The organism is Sulfuracidifex metallicus DSM 6482 = JCM 9184 (genome assembly GCA_032834875.1).
GTDB classification, from domain to species: Archaea; Thermoproteota; Thermoprotei_A; order Sulfolobales; family Sulfolobaceae; genus Sulfuracidifex; species Sulfuracidifex metallicus.
In genome coordinates, this window is the sequence record CP135238.1 from 1,448,049 (window position 1) to 1,465,675 (window position 17,627).

At 35.2% G+C, this 17,627-nt stretch carries 21 protein-coding genes; 7 read left to right on the plus strand and 14 right to left on the minus strand.

Translation table 11 applies throughout. From position 1 onward, the window contains the following. Positions 1 to 23 precede the first annotated feature (23 nt). Positions 24 to 749 carry a DUF929 domain-containing protein gene (locus RQ359_RS07970; protein ID WP_156016980.1) on the minus strand — a complete coding sequence of 242 codons (726 nt, stop codon included), beginning with the start codon at positions 747 to 749 and terminating at the stop codon, positions 24 to 26. Positions 750 to 1,282: 533 nt separating this feature from the next. On the opposite strand from RQ359_RS07970, the gene RQ359_RS07975 reads away from it, so the two are divergent. Further along, complete coding sequence (locus tag RQ359_RS07975; RefSeq protein ID WP_240900116.1) at positions 1,283 to 1,822, plus strand: class I SAM-dependent methyltransferase; 540 nt, start codon at positions 1,283 to 1,285, stop codon at positions 1,820 to 1,822. 120 nt (positions 1,823 to 1,942) lie between these two features. Here RQ359_RS07975 and RQ359_RS07980 read toward each other — a convergent pair whose 3' ends face one another. From RQ359_RS07980 to RQ359_RS07990, 3 genes are all read right to left on the minus strand, one after another. Next, on the minus strand, positions 1,943 to 2,212 hold the full coding sequence (locus tag RQ359_RS07980; protein WP_054838394.1) for a hypothetical protein: 270 nt from the start codon (positions 2,210 to 2,212) through the stop codon (positions 1,943 to 1,945). Between the two features lie 211 nt (positions 2,213 to 2,423). Next, positions 2,424 to 3,821 carry an APC family permease gene (locus RQ359_RS07985; protein WP_054838393.1) on the minus strand — a complete coding sequence of 466 codons (1,398 nt, stop codon included), beginning with the start codon at positions 3,819 to 3,821 and terminating at the stop codon, positions 2,424 to 2,426. Positions 3,822 to 4,017: 196 nt separating this feature from the next. Continuing rightward, a complete protein-coding gene (locus RQ359_RS07990) occupies positions 4,018 to 4,347 on the minus strand; it encodes a hypothetical protein (protein ID WP_156016978.1) in 330 nt (109 codons plus the stop codon). A 198-nt stretch (positions 4,348 to 4,545) separates the two neighbouring features. Here RQ359_RS07990 and doxD point away from each other — a divergent pair, with 198 nt between their 5' ends. The 5 genes from doxD (at position 4,546) to RQ359_RS08015 (ending at position 8,327) form a co-directional block, all read left to right on the plus strand. Beyond that, positions 4,546 to 5,094, plus strand: coding sequence for a thiosulfate:quinone oxidoreductase large subunit (gene doxD / locus RQ359_RS07995; RefSeq protein WP_338116984.1), 549 nt, complete (start codon positions 4,546 to 4,548; stop codon positions 5,092 to 5,094). A 5-nt stretch (positions 5,095 to 5,099) separates the two neighbouring features. After that, positions 5,100 to 5,603, plus strand: coding sequence for a TQO small subunit DoxA domain-containing protein (locus tag RQ359_RS08000; RefSeq protein WP_162308991.1), 504 nt, complete (start codon positions 5,100 to 5,102; stop codon positions 5,601 to 5,603). Between the two features lie 33 nt (positions 5,604 to 5,636). Further along, complete coding sequence (locus RQ359_RS08005; protein WP_156016974.1) at positions 5,637 to 6,110, plus strand: DUF2299 family protein; 474 nt, start codon at positions 5,637 to 5,639, stop codon at positions 6,108 to 6,110. 170 nt (positions 6,111 to 6,280) lie between these two features. Further along, complete coding sequence (locus RQ359_RS08010; protein ID WP_156016972.1) at positions 6,281 to 7,330, plus strand: transporter; 1,050 nt, start codon at positions 6,281 to 6,283, stop codon at positions 7,328 to 7,330. 94 nt (positions 7,331 to 7,424) lie between these two features. After that, positions 7,425 to 8,327 carry an NAD(P)-dependent oxidoreductase gene (locus tag RQ359_RS08015; RefSeq protein WP_156016970.1) on the plus strand — a complete coding sequence of 301 codons (903 nt, stop codon included), beginning with the start codon at positions 7,425 to 7,427 and terminating at the stop codon, positions 8,325 to 8,327. A gap of 29 nt (positions 8,328 to 8,356) precedes the next feature. Here RQ359_RS08015 and RQ359_RS08020 read toward each other — a convergent pair whose 3' ends face one another. From RQ359_RS08020 to RQ359_RS08035, 4 genes are all read right to left on the minus strand, one after another. Further along, positions 8,357 to 8,545 (minus strand): hypothetical protein, encoded by a 189-nt coding sequence (locus RQ359_RS08020; RefSeq protein WP_156016968.1) that lies wholly within the window; start codon positions 8,543 to 8,545, stop codon positions 8,357 to 8,359. Positions 8,546 to 8,626: 81 nt separating this feature from the next. After that, positions 8,627 to 8,944, minus strand: coding sequence for a hypothetical protein (locus tag RQ359_RS08025; RefSeq protein WP_054838386.1), 318 nt, complete (start codon positions 8,942 to 8,944; stop codon positions 8,627 to 8,629). A gap of 52 nt (positions 8,945 to 8,996) precedes the next feature. After that, a complete protein-coding gene (locus tag RQ359_RS08030) occupies positions 8,997 to 9,536 on the minus strand; it encodes a hypothetical protein (protein ID WP_054838385.1) in 540 nt (179 codons plus the stop codon). An 81-nt stretch (positions 9,537 to 9,617) separates the two neighbouring features. Beyond that, on the minus strand, positions 9,618 to 10,952 hold the full coding sequence (locus RQ359_RS08035; protein ID WP_156016966.1) for a hypothetical protein: 1,335 nt from the start codon (positions 10,950 to 10,952) through the stop codon (positions 9,618 to 9,620). Positions 10,953 to 11,120: 168 nt separating this feature from the next. Here RQ359_RS08035 and RQ359_RS08040 point away from each other — a divergent pair, with 168 nt between their 5' ends. After that, positions 11,121 to 13,190: a serine/threonine-protein kinase gene (locus RQ359_RS08040; RefSeq protein ID WP_156016965.1), complete on the plus strand. Its 2,070-nt coding sequence runs from the start codon at positions 11,121 to 11,123 to the stop codon at positions 13,188 to 13,190. A gap of 83 nt (positions 13,191 to 13,273) precedes the next feature. Here RQ359_RS08040 and RQ359_RS08045 read toward each other — a convergent pair whose 3' ends face one another. The 6 genes from RQ359_RS08045 to RQ359_RS08070 all read right to left on the minus strand — a co-directional run bounded on the left by RQ359_RS08045 (position 13,274) and on the right by RQ359_RS08070 (position 17,563). Then, positions 13,274 to 14,044 (minus strand): ABC transporter permease, encoded by a 771-nt coding sequence (locus tag RQ359_RS08045; protein ID WP_156016962.1) that lies wholly within the window; start codon positions 14,042 to 14,044, stop codon positions 13,274 to 13,276. Next, a complete protein-coding gene (locus RQ359_RS08050; RefSeq protein ID WP_156016960.1) occupies positions 14,041 to 15,006 on the minus strand; it encodes an ATP-binding cassette domain-containing protein in 966 nt (321 codons plus the stop codon). Before RQ359_RS08050 ends, RQ359_RS08045 begins: the two co-directional genes overlap by 4 nt. 53 nt (positions 15,007 to 15,059) lie before the next feature. Continuing rightward, positions 15,060 to 15,452: a universal stress protein gene (locus RQ359_RS08055; protein WP_156016958.1), complete on the minus strand. Its 393-nt coding sequence runs from the start codon at positions 15,450 to 15,452 to the stop codon at positions 15,060 to 15,062. Between the two features lie 139 nt (positions 15,453 to 15,591). Further along, positions 15,592 to 16,167 (minus strand): helical membrane plugin domain-containing protein, encoded by a 576-nt coding sequence (locus RQ359_RS08060; RefSeq protein WP_054838380.1) that lies wholly within the window; start codon positions 16,165 to 16,167, stop codon positions 15,592 to 15,594. Beyond that, positions 16,164 to 17,330: an NAD(P)/FAD-dependent oxidoreductase gene (locus tag RQ359_RS08065; RefSeq protein ID WP_054838420.1), complete on the minus strand. Its 1,167-nt coding sequence runs from the start codon at positions 17,328 to 17,330 to the stop codon at positions 16,164 to 16,166. Before RQ359_RS08065 ends, RQ359_RS08060 begins: the two co-directional genes overlap by 4 nt. Positions 17,331 to 17,335: 5 nt before the next feature. Next, positions 17,336 to 17,563, minus strand: coding sequence for a sulfurtransferase TusA family protein (locus RQ359_RS08070; RefSeq protein ID WP_054838419.1), 228 nt, complete (start codon positions 17,561 to 17,563; stop codon positions 17,336 to 17,338). Positions 17,564 to 17,627 lie beyond the last annotated feature (64 nt).

Below are 17,627 nucleotides of genomic sequence, written 5' to 3' on the forward strand. Positions count from 1 at the left end.
TTTTCATTCAAAGATTTTTGTTTTTAATTATATCCAGAAGCATCTATTATAGTTATAATTGTATTAGAGGTTTTGATCACAGTTGGATTTGCCAATAGTTGCTCTTCATTTATTGGTCCTTTAGTCTGTACAGATAAAGAAGATGGATTTAATTGATTTAGATACCCAATTAGAATCCACGTCCCGTTAGGACCAGTAATTATGAGCGTAGTTGGTATATGAGGAGGGTTTCCCAAGTAAGCTGGAGATGAAAGTGACAAACCAGTAAAGATGTTTCTATCGTTGACATCATACTTATCTACTAGCGTATAGATCCACTTAGGAGCTTCTACTTTAAGCTCGTTTAATCCTCCACTGACCAAGTTAGCCATGTAAGTTCCATTTGGTGAGGCATTGAGATATTGATTGTATAAATATATGACATGGAAAGATAGGCTAGAATTTGGCCTGAAGTTTAAAAAAATAAGACCAGGAACATATCCGCCGACGTCGCTCTCATATATAGAATAATGACTTGCTGCACTTATGTTACCAAAATGAGAAAGAGCGTCGTAAAGGGGCCATGACAAAGAAGCCCCATAAGGGCATCCGTACCAGCTTATTAAATAAACAGTCACTTTTTTACTATATCCTGTATTGCTTACTTTAATAAAATGGAACATCTCGTTAGGAAGAATCGTAGGAAGTACTAAAACCGCAAAAAATAGCAATGAGAGAACTATTGCAGCAATATAGCCTAATCTTTTCATAATCAACCTTTATTTTCTCATGTTTATAATTCCTTTCGAATTATCTCTTGATGTTTTTCTTGTCCTTTATTTAAAGTCTAGCTTTTCCTAGAACTGCTGTGTTGATATCATTTCTTGTGATAATTGGCTTAAAAGGCATTTAAGTGGATTTTTTGAAGTTTCATCTCATGTTATAAATAAGTAGGTTTTAGAAGTTTTATTAGGAGGAATTACAGATTTTTTCTTTCTTTGTTATTGCTTTGGAAAACGCATCCATTAGGTGATAGGTTTCTCTCTAGGTTAGCTGTAATCTTACTTCTTATGAGGGACTTTTAGTGGCTTATCAGCGAGTTTCACAAAAGTCCTTTTTTAAAAATAATATTGAACATGTCACCTCTTGCAAAGTATAATTTAGTTAATATTTTTAATACTAAAAAGTTATATAATAATTTAGCATTATTATTAAGAATATTACATGAATTATTACTGATAAAATTTTTTATATAAGTACATCTTGGGAAAAAGGTTAAAAACTTTAGGTACCTAATATATCTATGGAGCATAAGTTTGAAAAGATGATTAATTTTCTAATGAATGATAAGAGAGTTGAATACGAGAATCCTGACACATTTCTTCCTCGATTTATAAAGAGTTCTGATATTGTAGCTGACATCGGTTGTGGTCCTGGATTTTATTGTATAAGATTAGCTAAACTTGCATCTAAGGTTTATTGTGTTGATAAGAACGAGATAATGTTAATCTATGCTAGAAAAAATTGCACAAGTAAAAACGTGGAGTTTCTGTCAGATGTAAACTCGTTGCCGAAGTCTGGAATAGACATAGTTTTAATGGCAAATTCCTTTCATGACATGGAAAATCGAAATGAAATTTACAAGGCTTTACTTAGGGCTTTAAAAAATGGAGGTAAAATCCTAATTATAGATTGGAAGAAAGATAAGAAAATAGAAAAAGGTCCTCCTTATAATATAAGGATGAGCGAGCAGGACTACGTTAATAGCTTTCCAGATTTCAATTTAAAAGAAAAATTTGAAGTAGGTCCTTATCACTACGGTATGCTATTTGTAATGAAATAAAAAATTTTACTTCTTAGATTCGAATAATGCCCTAATGAAGAAGGTCTGGAAATTTCTATCCCTGATAGGTCATCCATTGATTCAGCTTCCGATATGGTTCTTTGTTATTAGTTCATACTACTACGGCGCCTTTACTGCATTCTTGCTCTTGCCCTTGGTTGTCATTAGTGGATCTGTGTTCCCATATTTTCTATATAGAGGTAAAAATTCTGACTTGAGAGAGGTTAGACCTAAGGTGCTTTTTATATCATCAATATTATATTTTATGGTATCTCTTATTATCTTTAGATATATTATAAGTGCTATTGCCCTGCTTACCACTTCGCTGGTAACCTTCATAGATGGATTGATATCTTTGAAATGGAAAATAAGTATCCACGCTACTGCCATCAGTGGATTCATAACTTATGGTTATTTAACGATTGGTTTTCCTATTCTTTTCTCGATACCTTTTGGATTTCTTGTAGTCATTTCAAGATACGAATTAAGAAAACATACAGTTTCTCAATTATTTGCCGGAACTCTGATTGGCTTCATTATATCATTAATTATATGGGACTATATAATAAAATGAATTCTAATTCTAAAAGAAGTTAATAATTTAGGTAGCGCTTACCTTTTTCTTTAAGTATTCCTCCACATCTATAACTTCGTTCTTTTCGTCAACTACTAATCTGCCTGGAGTACCGAATCTTGCCTTCTTCAGGTACCAAATCACCGTAATTATAGCTATCGAAGTTAAGATGATAGCCTGATTTACATCCATGGAAATTATTGATGTGAAGTCACCCCATACATTTATGCTTGTTGCTACCAAAGGAACTATGATTGATGAGACGTTTAGTTCCCTTATTCTCCAATAAAATACTGGAACTCCCACTCCGTCGAATACCCTTCCTAAAAGCCAAAGAATACCGGTAACTGAGCTAACTTCAGTAAATGCCAAGGCTATTCCTAAAGTGAAAATGCTTACCACAGTCACGATAGCAGTGATGGAAGCCACAGTGATTGTGGCAAGTAATGGCTCTCCTTCCTTGTTTGTCTTCAAGAAAAACTTAGGTGCAGCTTTTTCTCTCGCTAAGTTGTACAAGACCCTCGCTGCACCTATAGTTGTTCCTATGTTCGAACTTAGTAAACTGTTCATTGACATAACTAATGCTATAAACATCGTAATTGAGCCGTAGGTTACAGTTTCATAGAGTAAAGGTTGAGGAGAATTGGAAAGTGTTGATAAGGAACCATTCCAAAGTGCAACTAAAGCGTAGGTTCCAAGGAACATCGAAATACCGCCTATTATCAACGCCAGCCACATTCCTTTAGCTACATTCTTAGTTGGGTCTTTTGTTTCTTCTCCAAGATACGTTGCTGCACCAGCTCCAGAAATGCTAACCGTAGTCAATACAAACGCTGTGGCTATATCTCCCATGCTCAGATTTTTGCTGGGAATCATATAATTGAAATGAAAACCATTATGTAGGGATATAATGAATAATACTATTAATAGCACGGCTTCAGCAGTTGCGCTCATGGTTACTACGTAAGACATCAATTTCTTTATATGAGTTAGTGAAATTAGGGTAGGATATAAAACGGACCCGATTATGACTACTATTCCTATCCATAAAGGCATTGAACGTCCTTCTATCGAAAAGGCAATATCAACAAGTAAATAATTTGTAATCGCATTGACTCCGTTTAGCATTGAGTAAGCGAATAATTCAGTCAAAGCCTCTGCGAAGGATAACTTCTTACTTCTCCATGCGCTAAAGCTATATGTGTAAAATCCTCCTGCACTTGCAATCTTTCTGCTATATCTAGTCAACGTGTATATCCAAAGCGCACTTGCAAGTAATGATAAAAGGGTAGTGAAAACAACCGAGGTACCGGCATAAACTATCGCAGCGGTTGAGGTGGATACAACGCTACCAAGAGGTGCTGTTACTGCCATAGCTTGACCATAATTTTCCTTGAAAGATAAAACAGATTTAGCGAGGGTCATGTAAGTCCCTATAAGCTTTTCTCTTTAGTCTATTTTTAAAACTATCCTAAATTAAGGGCTTTCTTTTCATCAAAGCTTTTAAGCACATACCTTATAAAATATTAAAATTAGCTTAAAGGGAAATCTCCTTCTTTCTAATTTCTCTTAAATTTATTTTTAAAGAATCAATGATTTAGATGCTACAAATTAAAAAATTTTAAGCAGAGGAATTAGCTTCCTGCGGAAGTAAAGAATAGAGATACCCCTTTATCTCCTCTAGTCTGGTTTTCATCTCTGGCGGTAGAGGTTTTTTTGTGGAAATGGAAGAAAGTAGCTCTGTTGCATTCTTCACTTTTTCTAAGCATTCGTTTGGAGAAGAAAATGACTTTTTATATGCTTCCTTTATTAATTTTACAATATCATTCCATTTTTTAACATCTTCCTCCGTAAGGTAACCTTCTTTTACCAGAAAAGTATCTATGTCGTCTTGGAATAATGGTATCATATTGTTTAAGATTTCCCATAATTTTTCATCTAGAGAGCCCATGTGCTATGTTCTCTTTTTGGTCTAAAATTGTTTTTCTATTAACTGGGTTTTTCTTGGACTTCCTAAGAAGTTTAAAATTCTTAAAAATATTTATTATATGCATTTTGAAGTTATTATTCTCTTTAGATCTAGAATAATAAGTAAAATTTTGATTAACTTTTTTAACTTAGTATAGATGAATGATATTTAGTGGTTTAAGTGAGTGGAAAGAGTGAAGAGAAGGAAGATCTAGAGAATGTAAAAACAATCTCTTATCTTCCTCTCCGTTTCGCAGTTGGATGGATGTGGCTAGACGGAGGACTAAGAAAGGCAGTGCTAAAGCCAGCAAAACTCGATCCTAATTCTCCCTCTTTCGTGCTAAACAAGGTAGTAACGTTCCTTCCACATGCAGGAATTTTTAAGGGAGCTTTACTATCATTCCTTTCGGATCCATCTTTCGGAGCTACATTCTTAGCTATATTTAGCGCGTTTGAAATAATAGTTGGCTTAGCGTTAATAATTGGTGTACTCTCTAGATTCTTCGGCTTCATCGCAGGAGGAATGGCGCTATCTCTAGCACCTGCAGCGTGGTTAGGGTCTACGTGTGAAGATGAATGGCAGATTCTATCTTTATTATTAGCAGGTGCAGTATCCATAATGATAGCTGGAGCTGGAAGGAAATATGGTGTTGACGAAATATTATATAAGAAATACGGAGATAGGCCAATAATTAATGCTCCTCTCCTTAAATATATTAGATTATGGTGATTAAAATGAAAGCATTTGAAGCCGGTGCAATACTGTTTACAATTATAGTAGTTGTAGCTATTTTAGCTATAGGTCAAATAGCTTATGGGAACGTCTACGGTCCGCTATTCAATGATTCCAAGAAACCCAAGATTGAATTTTGTGCTCCAGTGGACGCCTTTAATAAGGATGGCCATACTTACATTTCCCTTAATATAACCGACGTAAATGGACCTGATGCGTATCCTGCCTCAATAACTGAGATAATAATAGAGAATTCTACAATGAAGCTTACCCTTAACACTACTGGCATAGCTTCATCTGTAGTTAATTTAACTAAAGCTCAGTACGACCTAGATAAAGCGGTAGGATATAACGATTATAGCGGACTTTACCTATGCCTAGGTACTGACGCAGTCTTCCTATTGAAGCTCCCTGTTATGTTATCTCCAGGTCATTACACAATCTACTTGCTAACTCCAGCTCTTCCAATGAAGGAAGCTGCAAAGTCCACCTTCACTATAAGTTAAAAATTAAATCTTTTTTTCATTCATTTTCTGTTTATGGACGACGAAAAAGTTGAGGAGCTATTTAAGTCTCTGAATATGAAGACTTTTAGGCCATCTCAAGTTCAGGAATTCTTTCATATTTCAGTTTCTCCTCCCCAAGGAGGTCCAGTAGTAGATATAGTAAAATTGAAAAAAGAAAGTAATTTTTATATTATTATAATGGGAATTCAGATAGCTCAAGAACATTATCAAAAACTATCTTCTATGAAACCTGAGGAAGTGGCCGATTTCCTTTTAGAAATTCAAAAAAATATCTTACTTCAGGGAATAGAAATAGCTTTTCTTCCAATAGGACAGGAAATACCTCAAATAATACAACTTAGTAAAGCTGTTTTTGATGTTGCAAACGAAAATGAATTTCTTGATTCCTTTACCAAAGTTAGAAACAGTGGCATATACACAATGTTATCTTTTAGCGTTAAATTAGGCAGAGTTCAAGCTCAAGGCAAAGGTCATCATTTTATTTAAAGAATCTATATATATCAGTATTTTTATGATAAAGTTTCTCTCTTTTTAGTTATTTTTGATTATCTGATTCATGTTGTAACTTTTACTAAGATATAAGTAATATTAGTAAACTTTAATCTATCTTCACTTAAACTTAAATATAGTTTCGAATCTATGAACAACTGACAAAAATGTACAAGCATAACGTTGCTGTTAGAGGCTTTCTGCCCATATTATCATATTCCTTATCATCGTTCTTTTTGTTAGGCTACATCTTCTATATGGAAGCAGCTAAGTTTCCTACGTGGATTTCCGTGATTCTCATAGGCATTCCATTCATAGGAAGGATGGTAACTCCTTTCGTCTATTCCCGTTTAACTTTCGTAATAGGCGTAGAGAGATCCATGATCCTGTCGTTAATTTATATGTCATTAATTTCCGTAATTGACACGTTTATTCTAAACTACTCGTTTTTGGTCGCAACCAGGTTTATTTTAGGTGTCCTCTTCGGCATTTCAACTTCTGCATCGATTGAGCTAGCAAGTTTAACCGAGGACAAGAAAATTGTAGGTCTTACCATGGCAGGATGGGCATTTGGTTGGATAATTTCAGTAATTTTATTTGAGTCTTTTGGAAGTTATATGTTTATACCAGGCTTAGTAACACTATCTCTATTATTATTAAGAACTGAAAGATATTCAGTAAGTAAGGTAGGTAAAATTTCTTTCTCTTGGAGGGCATTTTCGGTATTCTTTTTGGGATTCGTTCCGGCCTACGTTATGCAGTTAGTTCCATCCATGTTAGGTTCAGAGGCTTTTCTTGAAACTATAGTAGGCTATTCGCTTTCGATTTTTGCATATCTTTTCCTTCCTATGGTGAAGAGATTAACACTAGCCATAACAGTAGTTGCCCTGATTATAGTCAGCACTGCTGTCCTAGGTTTCAGTACACTAAATTTAGCCTTGCTTTCAATATTCACTATGTTTGGACTAGGTCTTAACTCGTTGTTGCCAATCATTTCCAGGATGATTAATGTAGAACCTTGGAAAATCGGACCAAGCATGAATCTTGCTTCATTCGGAGGTCTTCTTTTCCCTGAAATAATATCTATTACTGGAGACGAAAAGTTATCTTCAACTGTCGTTGTTTTAGTAACAACAATAGCGTTTCTCTTGCTGGTGTTCAAGTTGCAGAGGACTTCCATCAAGTCTGTAAATAGAACCTTGATTTCCGTAAGATAAAGAGAAGATATTTATAAGTTAAAAATAATTTCGTGATTCAGCCTTTTTCGTGTTAACGAGCCATTTAATACCCATAATGATACCTACTTAGATTATGAAAGTAGTTTCTACCGAAAAGTTACCCGAGAAGTTGAAGACCATATTAATTATAGACGATCCCACGAGCAAGGATCTGGAGGATGCTGACGTTCTCATTGGTTGGCCTTCTCGGATAAATTTAGTTATAGAGAAATGTAAAAATTTAAAAATGATTCAAACATTTTCTGCTGGTGTTGATAATCTAGAGTTTAAACTAATTCCCCCTCATGTTAAGATATTTTCAAATGCAGGAGCCTATGCCTTGCCCGTTGCCGAACATGCATGGGGGCTAATATTGGCAGCAGCTAAGGGTGTAAACATTAAAGAACGACTCACTGCGTATCAAATTTACGGGAGGACGCTTCTTGTAGTTGGAGGAGGTGGAATAGGTACTGAGGTGGCTAGGCTAGGAAGGTCATTTAAAACCTTTAACGTAGGTATTTCCAGATCCTTCAAGGATATAACAGTCTTCGATAAAACAGATGAAATTACAAAGGCAAAGGAGTATGTAAGAGAAGCTGACATAATTGTTGACACCTTACCTCTCAACCTTAAGACAAAGGGAATACTGAACTACGATCTACTTTCAGGCGTCAAGAAGAATTGCATTATAGTTAACGTTGGTAGAGGAGAGACTGTGGACGAGGACGGAATGTTTAAGCTTCTATCAGAAAGAAATGACGTAAGGTTTGCAACAGATGTATTCTGGAAAGATGCGGAAGGAAAGGAGAACTTCTTTACATCTAAACTTTGGAAGCTTAACAATTTCTTTGCAACTTTCCATACAGCAGGCGCATATGGGAATAATGAAGTAATGGTTAATGCGATGTCAATAGCCATAGATAATGTAAAGAGGTTTATAACAGGAGAGGAGACCAGAAACGAAGTAAAAATTTCTGATTATATAGAAAAGTCTTGATTATTATAGCTAATTTCTTATCTAGAGAATTATCTTATTACAAAAAATACAAGTAGAGTTAGGATTAAGCCCAAAATTGCCAACATGAAACCTATTGACTTAACTCCATTAAATCCTGGCGCATCTAAGAAGTCTAGTATAATGTAAGCTAAACCAAGGAAAAGCATTATTATCCCAATTATGGTCATAACTATAGTTACTAGTAACGTTAATGACAAGATCATAGACAGAGTTTTTCTTTTAATCTTAAAATACTTTCTTTTTATTTTACAATTGCTAACATCTTCATTTCTAAGGTTCTAAATACCGTAAAGCAAGTTCTTGAAAACATAGTACGAAAAGCTCTCTTTTTGATTATTTTTATTATTTTTAAATATAACTAATATACCGTCATAAATGGCTAATGTGCCATAAGCTCCTTCTATCATATGGATCAACTTAGCTGAGAATTCTTCAGCCAGTCTTAAGATTTCCGAATTCTTATCGTTAGTTTTTCCGTTGTAAAGGGAACATGGCATAGCCATTCTCACAAACTCGTCTAATAATCTATTGTTATCGAGCAAAGTTTTCGAAGAAGGCTCTAAAAGCCTACTGATGAAGACGTTGCAGTTGACCATTAAGACATAATTAATGCAACTCTTATTTATATTGGTTGTATGAAAATGTTCTCTAAATAGAGGTAATTAATTGAAACATGATATATGTTATTGTTATAAGCGATACGACGATGTTAAACCAAAAGGAATATTTAGTAGGTATCACTGTAAGCAACGACAAGGTCATAATAGACAAGGTAGATCCAATAGCGAATGCTAAAAGTATTCCGACGTTATACGGAAAGGGTGAGGCAAAAGCCAGGACAATGGTTAATATTTTTGATGGCGTAAGAACTACACTTCCTTGAAGGACACCGGCGAACCTTGGATCGATATCAAACTCTTTACCTGTTACCGTCTCGATCATAAGTAAGACTCCGAAAAATATACCTGTAATATATGAAATTATGAGTATCTCTTCCTCGAAGAAGCTAGCTAAATAAATTATGGGTATTGCTATTAATATATAGCCTGCAGAATGAGATACTGCGAATTTTATTACCTTCTTATAATCCTTCTTGTAAAGTCTTGCAGTACTTACGTGATCTGGTTCTAATCCGTGTCCTGTACCAATCAGAAAGGACAGTAATGTGGATATTAAGTAATCTACCATACTTTATCGGGTTATTTATAAGGATAAAAAATCGCTTGCTACTAATTAAATTCCTACATACTACCGTTATCGGTAGTAATTCTAAGATCTAGAAAATAAAATGCCAGCTAATAATATTAATAATGATAGTATGACTGATATTATCATGAATAGCACGTTCCTTATAAGGAAGTTTACCAAAGGATGAATGGAGGAAATACTTACCAGTGTTTCTCCCTTGTATACATAGACGTATGTAGAATTGTTTATGTGGAATATGTCTCTGATTGGTGTCATATTTTGGTAATACAAGTTCACGTTATCTTTTGTATATGCAATTCCAGTTTGATTGATAACGTATTCTTTTACGCTGAAAAAGCCGTAGTTATTTAACACAAAAGAGTAACTTCCTCTTAATTGAAAAATGTTTTCCTTCACCAAAGTTCCATTAGGATAAAGTAATAGATTTGTACCATTTATTTTTATTATTACAGAATTGCCTAATATTATGCTAGAATTTAGAGGAACTGTGGAATCTAATCCTAAGTTAGTGGCTACTCCATAGGATTTCTGTCCGTTTATAGTAAAGTTGTATATCAAGATTCCTTCGGCTAATGTTTCGTTATTCCCTGTATCTTTTAACGCCGTAGTTCCATTAATCATAAATAGTGTTGCAAATAACGTGGGCTTACCGTCAATTCCCATCATTTCAATTACACATGCTTTATTGTTATAGCCTACCATTGCTGTCGCAAATCCTTTGTTTATTTCCAGAACAGAAGGGATTAGTCTTATGGTATAATTACTTTCATTTAAGTTTATTGTTGAAATATATTTAGAAATTGAAATTATAATATTAGGTGGAACTTTTTCTACATTAGACTCTACTATAAATTTTGGTTTATAATCTAATAATGAAATTTTCTCAAAGACATAACCGTTAGACAAGTTAAGAGACGTATGATAAGCTCCTTCAGGGGTAAAGTACGTAATTTGTAGCGTTCCACTCATAGGCAGATTAAAGTCGAGTTTGAGCGAATTGGTCAAATTTCCGCTCCATATTATATATGATCTTGAATTTAATTTATATATAAGCTCAAATACATTAGGTATGTTTGTATTGATGTAAAACCCTCCGTCGTTCAAAGGAGTTACGTTCAAAAACGACGTATAGGTCGCCATTCCATTATTACTACCGCTAAATATAACTTTTTCAGTGAAGTGCGAATAATTTGATATCTCTGTCAGAAGAAAACTGTAGTTTGACAGATTCTGAATTTTAACATAATAATAACTAGGTTTTTGTAAGTTTAATTTATTGATGAGTAAATTCTGAGCATTTACATCGTGAGTAGATTGCATAGCTACAATGTTTAAGGCAAAAGGGGCGATCAATAAGAGCAATAGAAACAACACAACTAGTTTTCTATGTTCCATAAATTGTTATATATAATGAGAACATTTAAGATTGATCAGTATTTGCTTACCCATTGTTGTATATAACAGTTAATTATGCTTTTTATAAATTTTTTCAAAAATGATATGGATAAGGGAGTAGTTATTAAAACGAACAGTCTTAAATAACGTTCCTATCTAAATTTTAATATGAAAAGTAAGCTGCTACTTTCAGTTATACTGGGTGTTATTACTCTTGCCGTCTCAATTTACGTTGCAATAATGAGCCTCATGTATGGTGAACCATTAACTAATTTAAATACAATTTATAATTACTCTTTGATAATATCATTATTCCTTCTTTTTGTTTCAACCGTAATGCTAACACATAGTTACGGAGATAAGGTTGATTGGATTAAGAGCATTCTTTATCCCTTTGCAGTGCTTTCAGTTCTTTATTTTTTCTTCTACCCTACTGTTTTACTATATAAATTATTGGCGTTATCTTTAGGAATAGTGCTATTTCAGACTGGTTTCTCCAGAGCTAAATTAGCTCCGCTTTTTCTTGTCCTAGATTTCTTTCTCTCTATATATTTTATTTATTATTATTTTATTACTTATTCTATCCTAGGATTAATAGGTTTAGGAATAGTTATATTATCTGTTATTATGACGAGCAGAGGACGACTCAAATTATGGAGTCCACTGATGGTGCTTGGAATACCGCTTTTGCTTTACGGCGTTCAGATCTCACCCTTCTCTGTTGACCTTCCTTTCATTGGGGGAGGTATAGTTATAACTGCTTTATCACTAGTGCCTTCAAGGAAGAAGAAGAGCGTTATCGAGAAAGCCCTTTCAGACCTTAGAGAAGGTCAGTTTAAAAAGAGTATACAATTAGTTTACAAAAATAAAGATAAAATTAGTAAGCTGGAATTATCTAAGTATGTATGTGAACTTATTATGAAGGGTAGGTGTGAAGATCTGAAATTTATACTTGAGGATAAAGAAATGATAAACTTAGCTATAAATTCCAATTGTAGCCTAGTTCCATTCCTTAAGTGTGAGCTTTCTACGTTGGATCAGAATGGATTTCAGGAAATAGCCAAGCTAATGATAAGGAAAGGGAAGTGTAAAGATTTAGAATCATTCATTTCGCAAGCTAACGTTCCTCCAGAATGGATTTTCTATTTAGCTAGAGAGTTCAATGATATTGGTAATAAAGAAAAGTACATAAATTACTTAAAGATATCTTGTAATAAAGGATTTAATCAAGCTTGTGTAGAATTGGGCTCATCTTCATCCTTCAAAAACATCAGCTTGTCAAGCTGGGATCCATCTATGTGGAAGGGTGAAGAAATAAATGGATACAAAGTAATTGACGTGATAGGACAGGGCGGAACTGGTTACATACTCAAGGCGTATAAGGCTGGGAATTATTACGCATTAAAAGTTCCACTCCTTTCTTCTATTTCCAATGTAATGGAAATATTAGGGGAGTCTGCTAAGCTTAGCGAGCTATCCGAGATGTCAAACTACATTGTTAAATTGTACGCTGTTTATGCTGATAAGACTGACGTTGACGCAATAAGAGCAGGCAATGCAGAGGTTTATCTGAAGAGACCACCAACAATTGTAATGGAATTGATGGAAGGAGGATCATCAGACGACTTAAGGAAAATAAGTAATCTCATTACGTCAGATTACTGGAAGAAAATTGTGTATATTATTACTTCTAGAATAGCTGAAGCTTTAAACATAGTACATTCTGAAGGTTACGTTCACTGCGACGTAAAGCCACAAAATATACTCTTTACTGAGAAGCTTCCTCCCTACGGTTTAGATGCATTCAATAAACTTAAGGATAATCTTGTTAAACCTAAGTTATCTGATCTAGGCTCTGCAGTTAGAGAAGGAAGTAAACCAAATAGTTATACGCCATATTATGCGCCATTAGAGCAGGTAGCTTCTCTAAAAACAGGAGGAGCTAAGAGAAGTGCAGACATATACGCTCTAGGAGCTACAGCCTTCAGGTTACTTACCGGGGAATCTTTAAATTCAAGCGAGATGATTAGCGCAATGATTAAATTCGAAAAAACTTTAGACATAAATGCAATTCCAAGTTCTCTATACGCTACAAGGAAATACTCATCACTTAATGGAATAGTAGAGCCTCAGATCATAGAATTTCTAAAAAGAATGACATATCCAGACCCTAGCAGGAGGCCTACATCTATTGAGGTTAGAGATTTTTTCCTTAAATATGCCATGAAAACTCAATAATCAATATATATGAAAGGTAAACTCATTATAAAAACATCTCTTCACAGCTCAGCACTGACCCTTTAATCATCTAAAAAATCGTCTTATTCTGCCTTTAAGTATTTATCTGATACTATTATTCCAAGGATAAGGAATACAGTTCCGAAGGCTACTAGAAATAACATGTAATCTATTGTTGGTGGATCTCCGTATACTAGGGCATCCCTTCCCACTTCAGCAGCGTATGTAATAGGATTACCATCACTTATTATTTTAAGCCATGAAGGGAAGAATGCTCTCGGGAACAGAGCTGTGCTTGAGAACATTAATGGGAAGTTTATTAGATTAGATATCACACCAGGTGCTTGCCAATCACTTGAGTTTATTGTTATTATAGAATACATTGAGGAAAAACCTATACCTAAGAATACCATTCCGATTATCCATTCGATCAATGCTATTACGCTTAAATTGAAGGAAACTCCAAGTGCCAAGCTAGCTAGTAGCATTACAGGAATCTGTAGCAAACCTCTGGTCATTCCACCCATGACCTTTGCAAGAAAAATAGCAGACTTCCTAGTAGGGGTAACTAAGACTCTTCTCAAATACCCGAACCTTTTGTCCTGAACTAGACTCATGGAACTAAACATTCCTACTGTAACCATACTTATTGAAAGTTCCCCTGGAAGTATGAAGGCTATGTAATCCTTAGTGTGGAAAAACGATTGCAGAAATTGAGTAGGAGCTCCTGAAAAGCTGCTTCCAAAGAATATCAACCACATTAATGGTTGTATTAAGATTGTGAGCCACATGAACCTACTTCTGAAAGTTCTCTTCAGTTCTCTTTTATACAGAGCAATTACTCTATCCATCATTTTCTCGACCTCCTCAGCACGGTATAGAATTTCCTTGCATCGAAATCTTCTTCCTCTATTGTATTTCCGGTTAAGTTAAGGAACGCGGTATCAAGCGAAGCCTTTTCGATTTTCAGTGACTTCACTTTAACTTGCGATAGGTCCTTTAGCATATCTACGAGAATACTTTCCGCGTTATTCACCTTGATTTTGATTACGTTTTCCTTTATGGTTGCGGCCCCGTACTTTTCAAAAACTTTAGGATCAAAATTACCATAAAATTGTATTTCTATCACGTCACCTCCATATCTTGACTTTAAGTCTTCTGGTGATCCAACTGCTGTAATTTTTCCCTTGTTAATTATAGCTATTCTTTCGCATAACATGTCAGCTTCTTCCATGTAATGAGTAGTGAGTAGAACCGTGACCCCGAAATCTCTGTTTATCTTTTTGATAATGTCCCATAATGCCTTTCTTGTTGATACGTCAAGACCTATGGTAGGTTCATCCATGAAGACTACATCGGGCGAGTTAAGGAGAGCCATAGAAATCTCTACTTTCTTTCTCATTCCTGTTGAAAATTTTCCTAATTGTTTGTCTTTAAATTCAAATATTCCAAAATATTCTAAAAGTTGCTTGGCTCTATCCTTCCAGTCCTTTATTCCTTCCAGTTTTCCTTGAAGTTCCAGATTTTCCCATGCCGAGAGGTCGTCATCTACTATTACATCAGCTGAAATCCAACCTATTCTCCTCTTAACCTCGTTAGGGTTCTGGGTTACGTCCAGCCCAGATACTATTGCCTTTCCTGAAGTTGGCTGAGTTAAACCCGTGAGTATCTTAATTGTTGTGGTTTTTCCAGCACCGTTAGGTCCAAGAAGTCCGAAAACCTCTCCGCTCTTTACGTCAAATGATATATGATCCAAAGCAATGAAATCTCCATACTTTTTCACTAGGTCTTCAACTATGATAGATTGCTCGTCCATATGTATAAAAAACCGTAAAGAACTTTATAGTTTTCGATTCCGATATCGGTTGCCTATTTCACTACTAGCACAGATACGTCGGATTTGCTTACTATTTCTGAGGATACACTTCCAAGTATAGCTTTTTTAATTCCAGATAATCCTCTGCTTCCAGTAACTATTAAGTTACAATTTATTTGCTTACAATATTCTACTATTGATCCCACCACATCGTTGCTTTCAAGCACCTTCGTGAACACAGGGAAATCGCCTACGTTTTCTTTTATCGATTCTAAGATCTGTTTAGCCTTCTCTTCGCTTTCTATTATAACTTGTTCTGGAGATCTTGGAGCTTCCTTTATTACTGTGACTATGTGTAATTCATCAGTCTTTTTTAGCATAGTTAATAATGTGGCTAGTGCTTTCTTTGAATGTTCTGAGCCATCATATGCAAGAACAGCTTTCATATTAGAGAGAACTCATGTAAGTTTAAAAATTTTTAATATTCCTCAATAAAAAATTTATGATTTTTTCATCGTGGTCATGTACTTTTTTTAGTATTTACGAAACTTCCTTTGCGTTAGATTTAAAATATTTCTATCTAAATTATATACTTTTTCCCATTTCCCTCATCGCTAATAGGAATATCAGTAGGCCTTTCTTTGTAGCTGGATCATTAAACATAGCTATTAAATCCTTGTTTGTTACCCTCTCTTTCCCCTTAATTTCTTCCTTTAGTTTTTCACTATTTAACGCCTTCATAAAAGCCATTGGAACTTCGTCGAAGGTCATGGAAAGAAACTGATCTATTTTAGGCAATGATTCTAGGGTTATGGAAATGTAGTTTCCAAGCTTCTCTATTGCCTCATCGTTTAACATATCTTTCAAGCTCTTTGCTCCATACATGAATCCTTTTAATATCTCTAGAATTCCCTCTTCCCTTAGCTCTGAATAGAAACTGAGAATATCTGAGATTTCATTACTCTTTCTTAAAATGGAAATTATTTCAGAGTTTATTTTGTCGTCTGATAACTCTTTTCCTATTGTCATGATTCCTGCTAATGACGATGCAATGTTCTCTGCCACATCGTCAGTCATAATGTCTTTTAAGAAGTCCAAAGCGGTCGATAGACTGTCCAAAACTTCAGTATCCTTATTTTTTAAAATCTGAGACTCTGTCATACTATCGCCTTAGCAGTTACCGTCCAATACATCTTATTATACATTAACTTCCCCCACCAATGTACGTATGAAGGTGGAGGAGGGACTGGAGGTCTATTATAGTTGAACCTTATGTACGTTGCAGTGTCCATTCCAGTAGCTATGTAACAAAGAACTGATCCATCGAACGACTTCCTTCCTAAATTGCCCTTTATGTCATTTGCAACATTATTTGCTATGACGTAAGACTCGAAGTCTGCGGTCGAGCCGGCCTTAGATATAGGTAGATCCGTGGCGTCGCCTATTACATAAACGTCAGAGTGCCCCTTCATGTTAAGTGTGAATTTGTCAGTGGGAACCCATCTTCTTCTGTCACCTATTTCGGAGTCCTGAATAATTCTGGAACCTACGTTGGGAGGAACTGAAATTAACAAATCATAATTGATTTTTTCTCCTTCCGATGATTCTATGACCTTCTTATCAGGGTCTACTGACGATACATTAAAAGGAGATATTACTTCTATTCCTCTCTCTTCAAACATCTTGGATATTACCTTGTTTGTTGTGTCTATTCCAAAGACTCTTCCCGAGGGATTTCCTACTGGGAACGTATAAATTATCTTGGTCTTTTCCCTAATTCCTCTTTTCTTAGCCATATCCTCAAGTAACATAGTAACCTCAAGAGGAGCTACCGGACATCTATGTGGCAATTTAGAAACGTTAATTACAACGGTTCCGCCAGAGAAATCAGCGAGCCTCTCTCTCAGTTTCATTGCAGAATCCATTTCAAATGGCGTAAATGAGCCCTCTTTGTATCCCTTTATTTCGTCCCAAGCATACTCCACTCCAGTAGCGATAATTAAGTTATCATATCTATGTATTTTTCCATCTTCGGTAATAACCTCATGATTTGCTACGTCTATCTTCTTCATCTTGCCTGAGATGCCTGTGTGCAACTTTATTCTGGAGTCTAGCAAGTACTTCTCCTTCTTCACCAGGGAAGACGGATCTTCAATTCCAAAAGAAAGCAAAAGCTGACCTGGTAGATAGATGTGCTCCTCGCTCTCTGTTAAAACCTCGATTTCAGCTTCTCTCCTGTTTAACTCTTCACTTAACTTCTGAGCTATTCTGTTTGCGACTATTGTACCAGCAATTCCTCCTCCTGCAACAACTATCCTTTTCATATTTTTCACCTTCCGATAACAAACCAGTATTTTCCCTCCTTTTCTCTATCATCAATCATTTTGAAGCCCGTCGCTTTTACCCACTCCCTTACTTGTTTTGCAGTTTCAGCATCTCCAACTATAGCCTCTACAGCTTCTCCTTCCTTAATTTCATCCATAACTCCTAAAAGTTCGCCTATAGGTCCTGCACAAGATGTGCCAGTGAGGTCTAGCGTTTTGTAGATCTTAACCATCTCCAACTTTTCACCTAATAATTACATAACTCACGCATTCTTAAAAATTTTCTTTAATATTTAT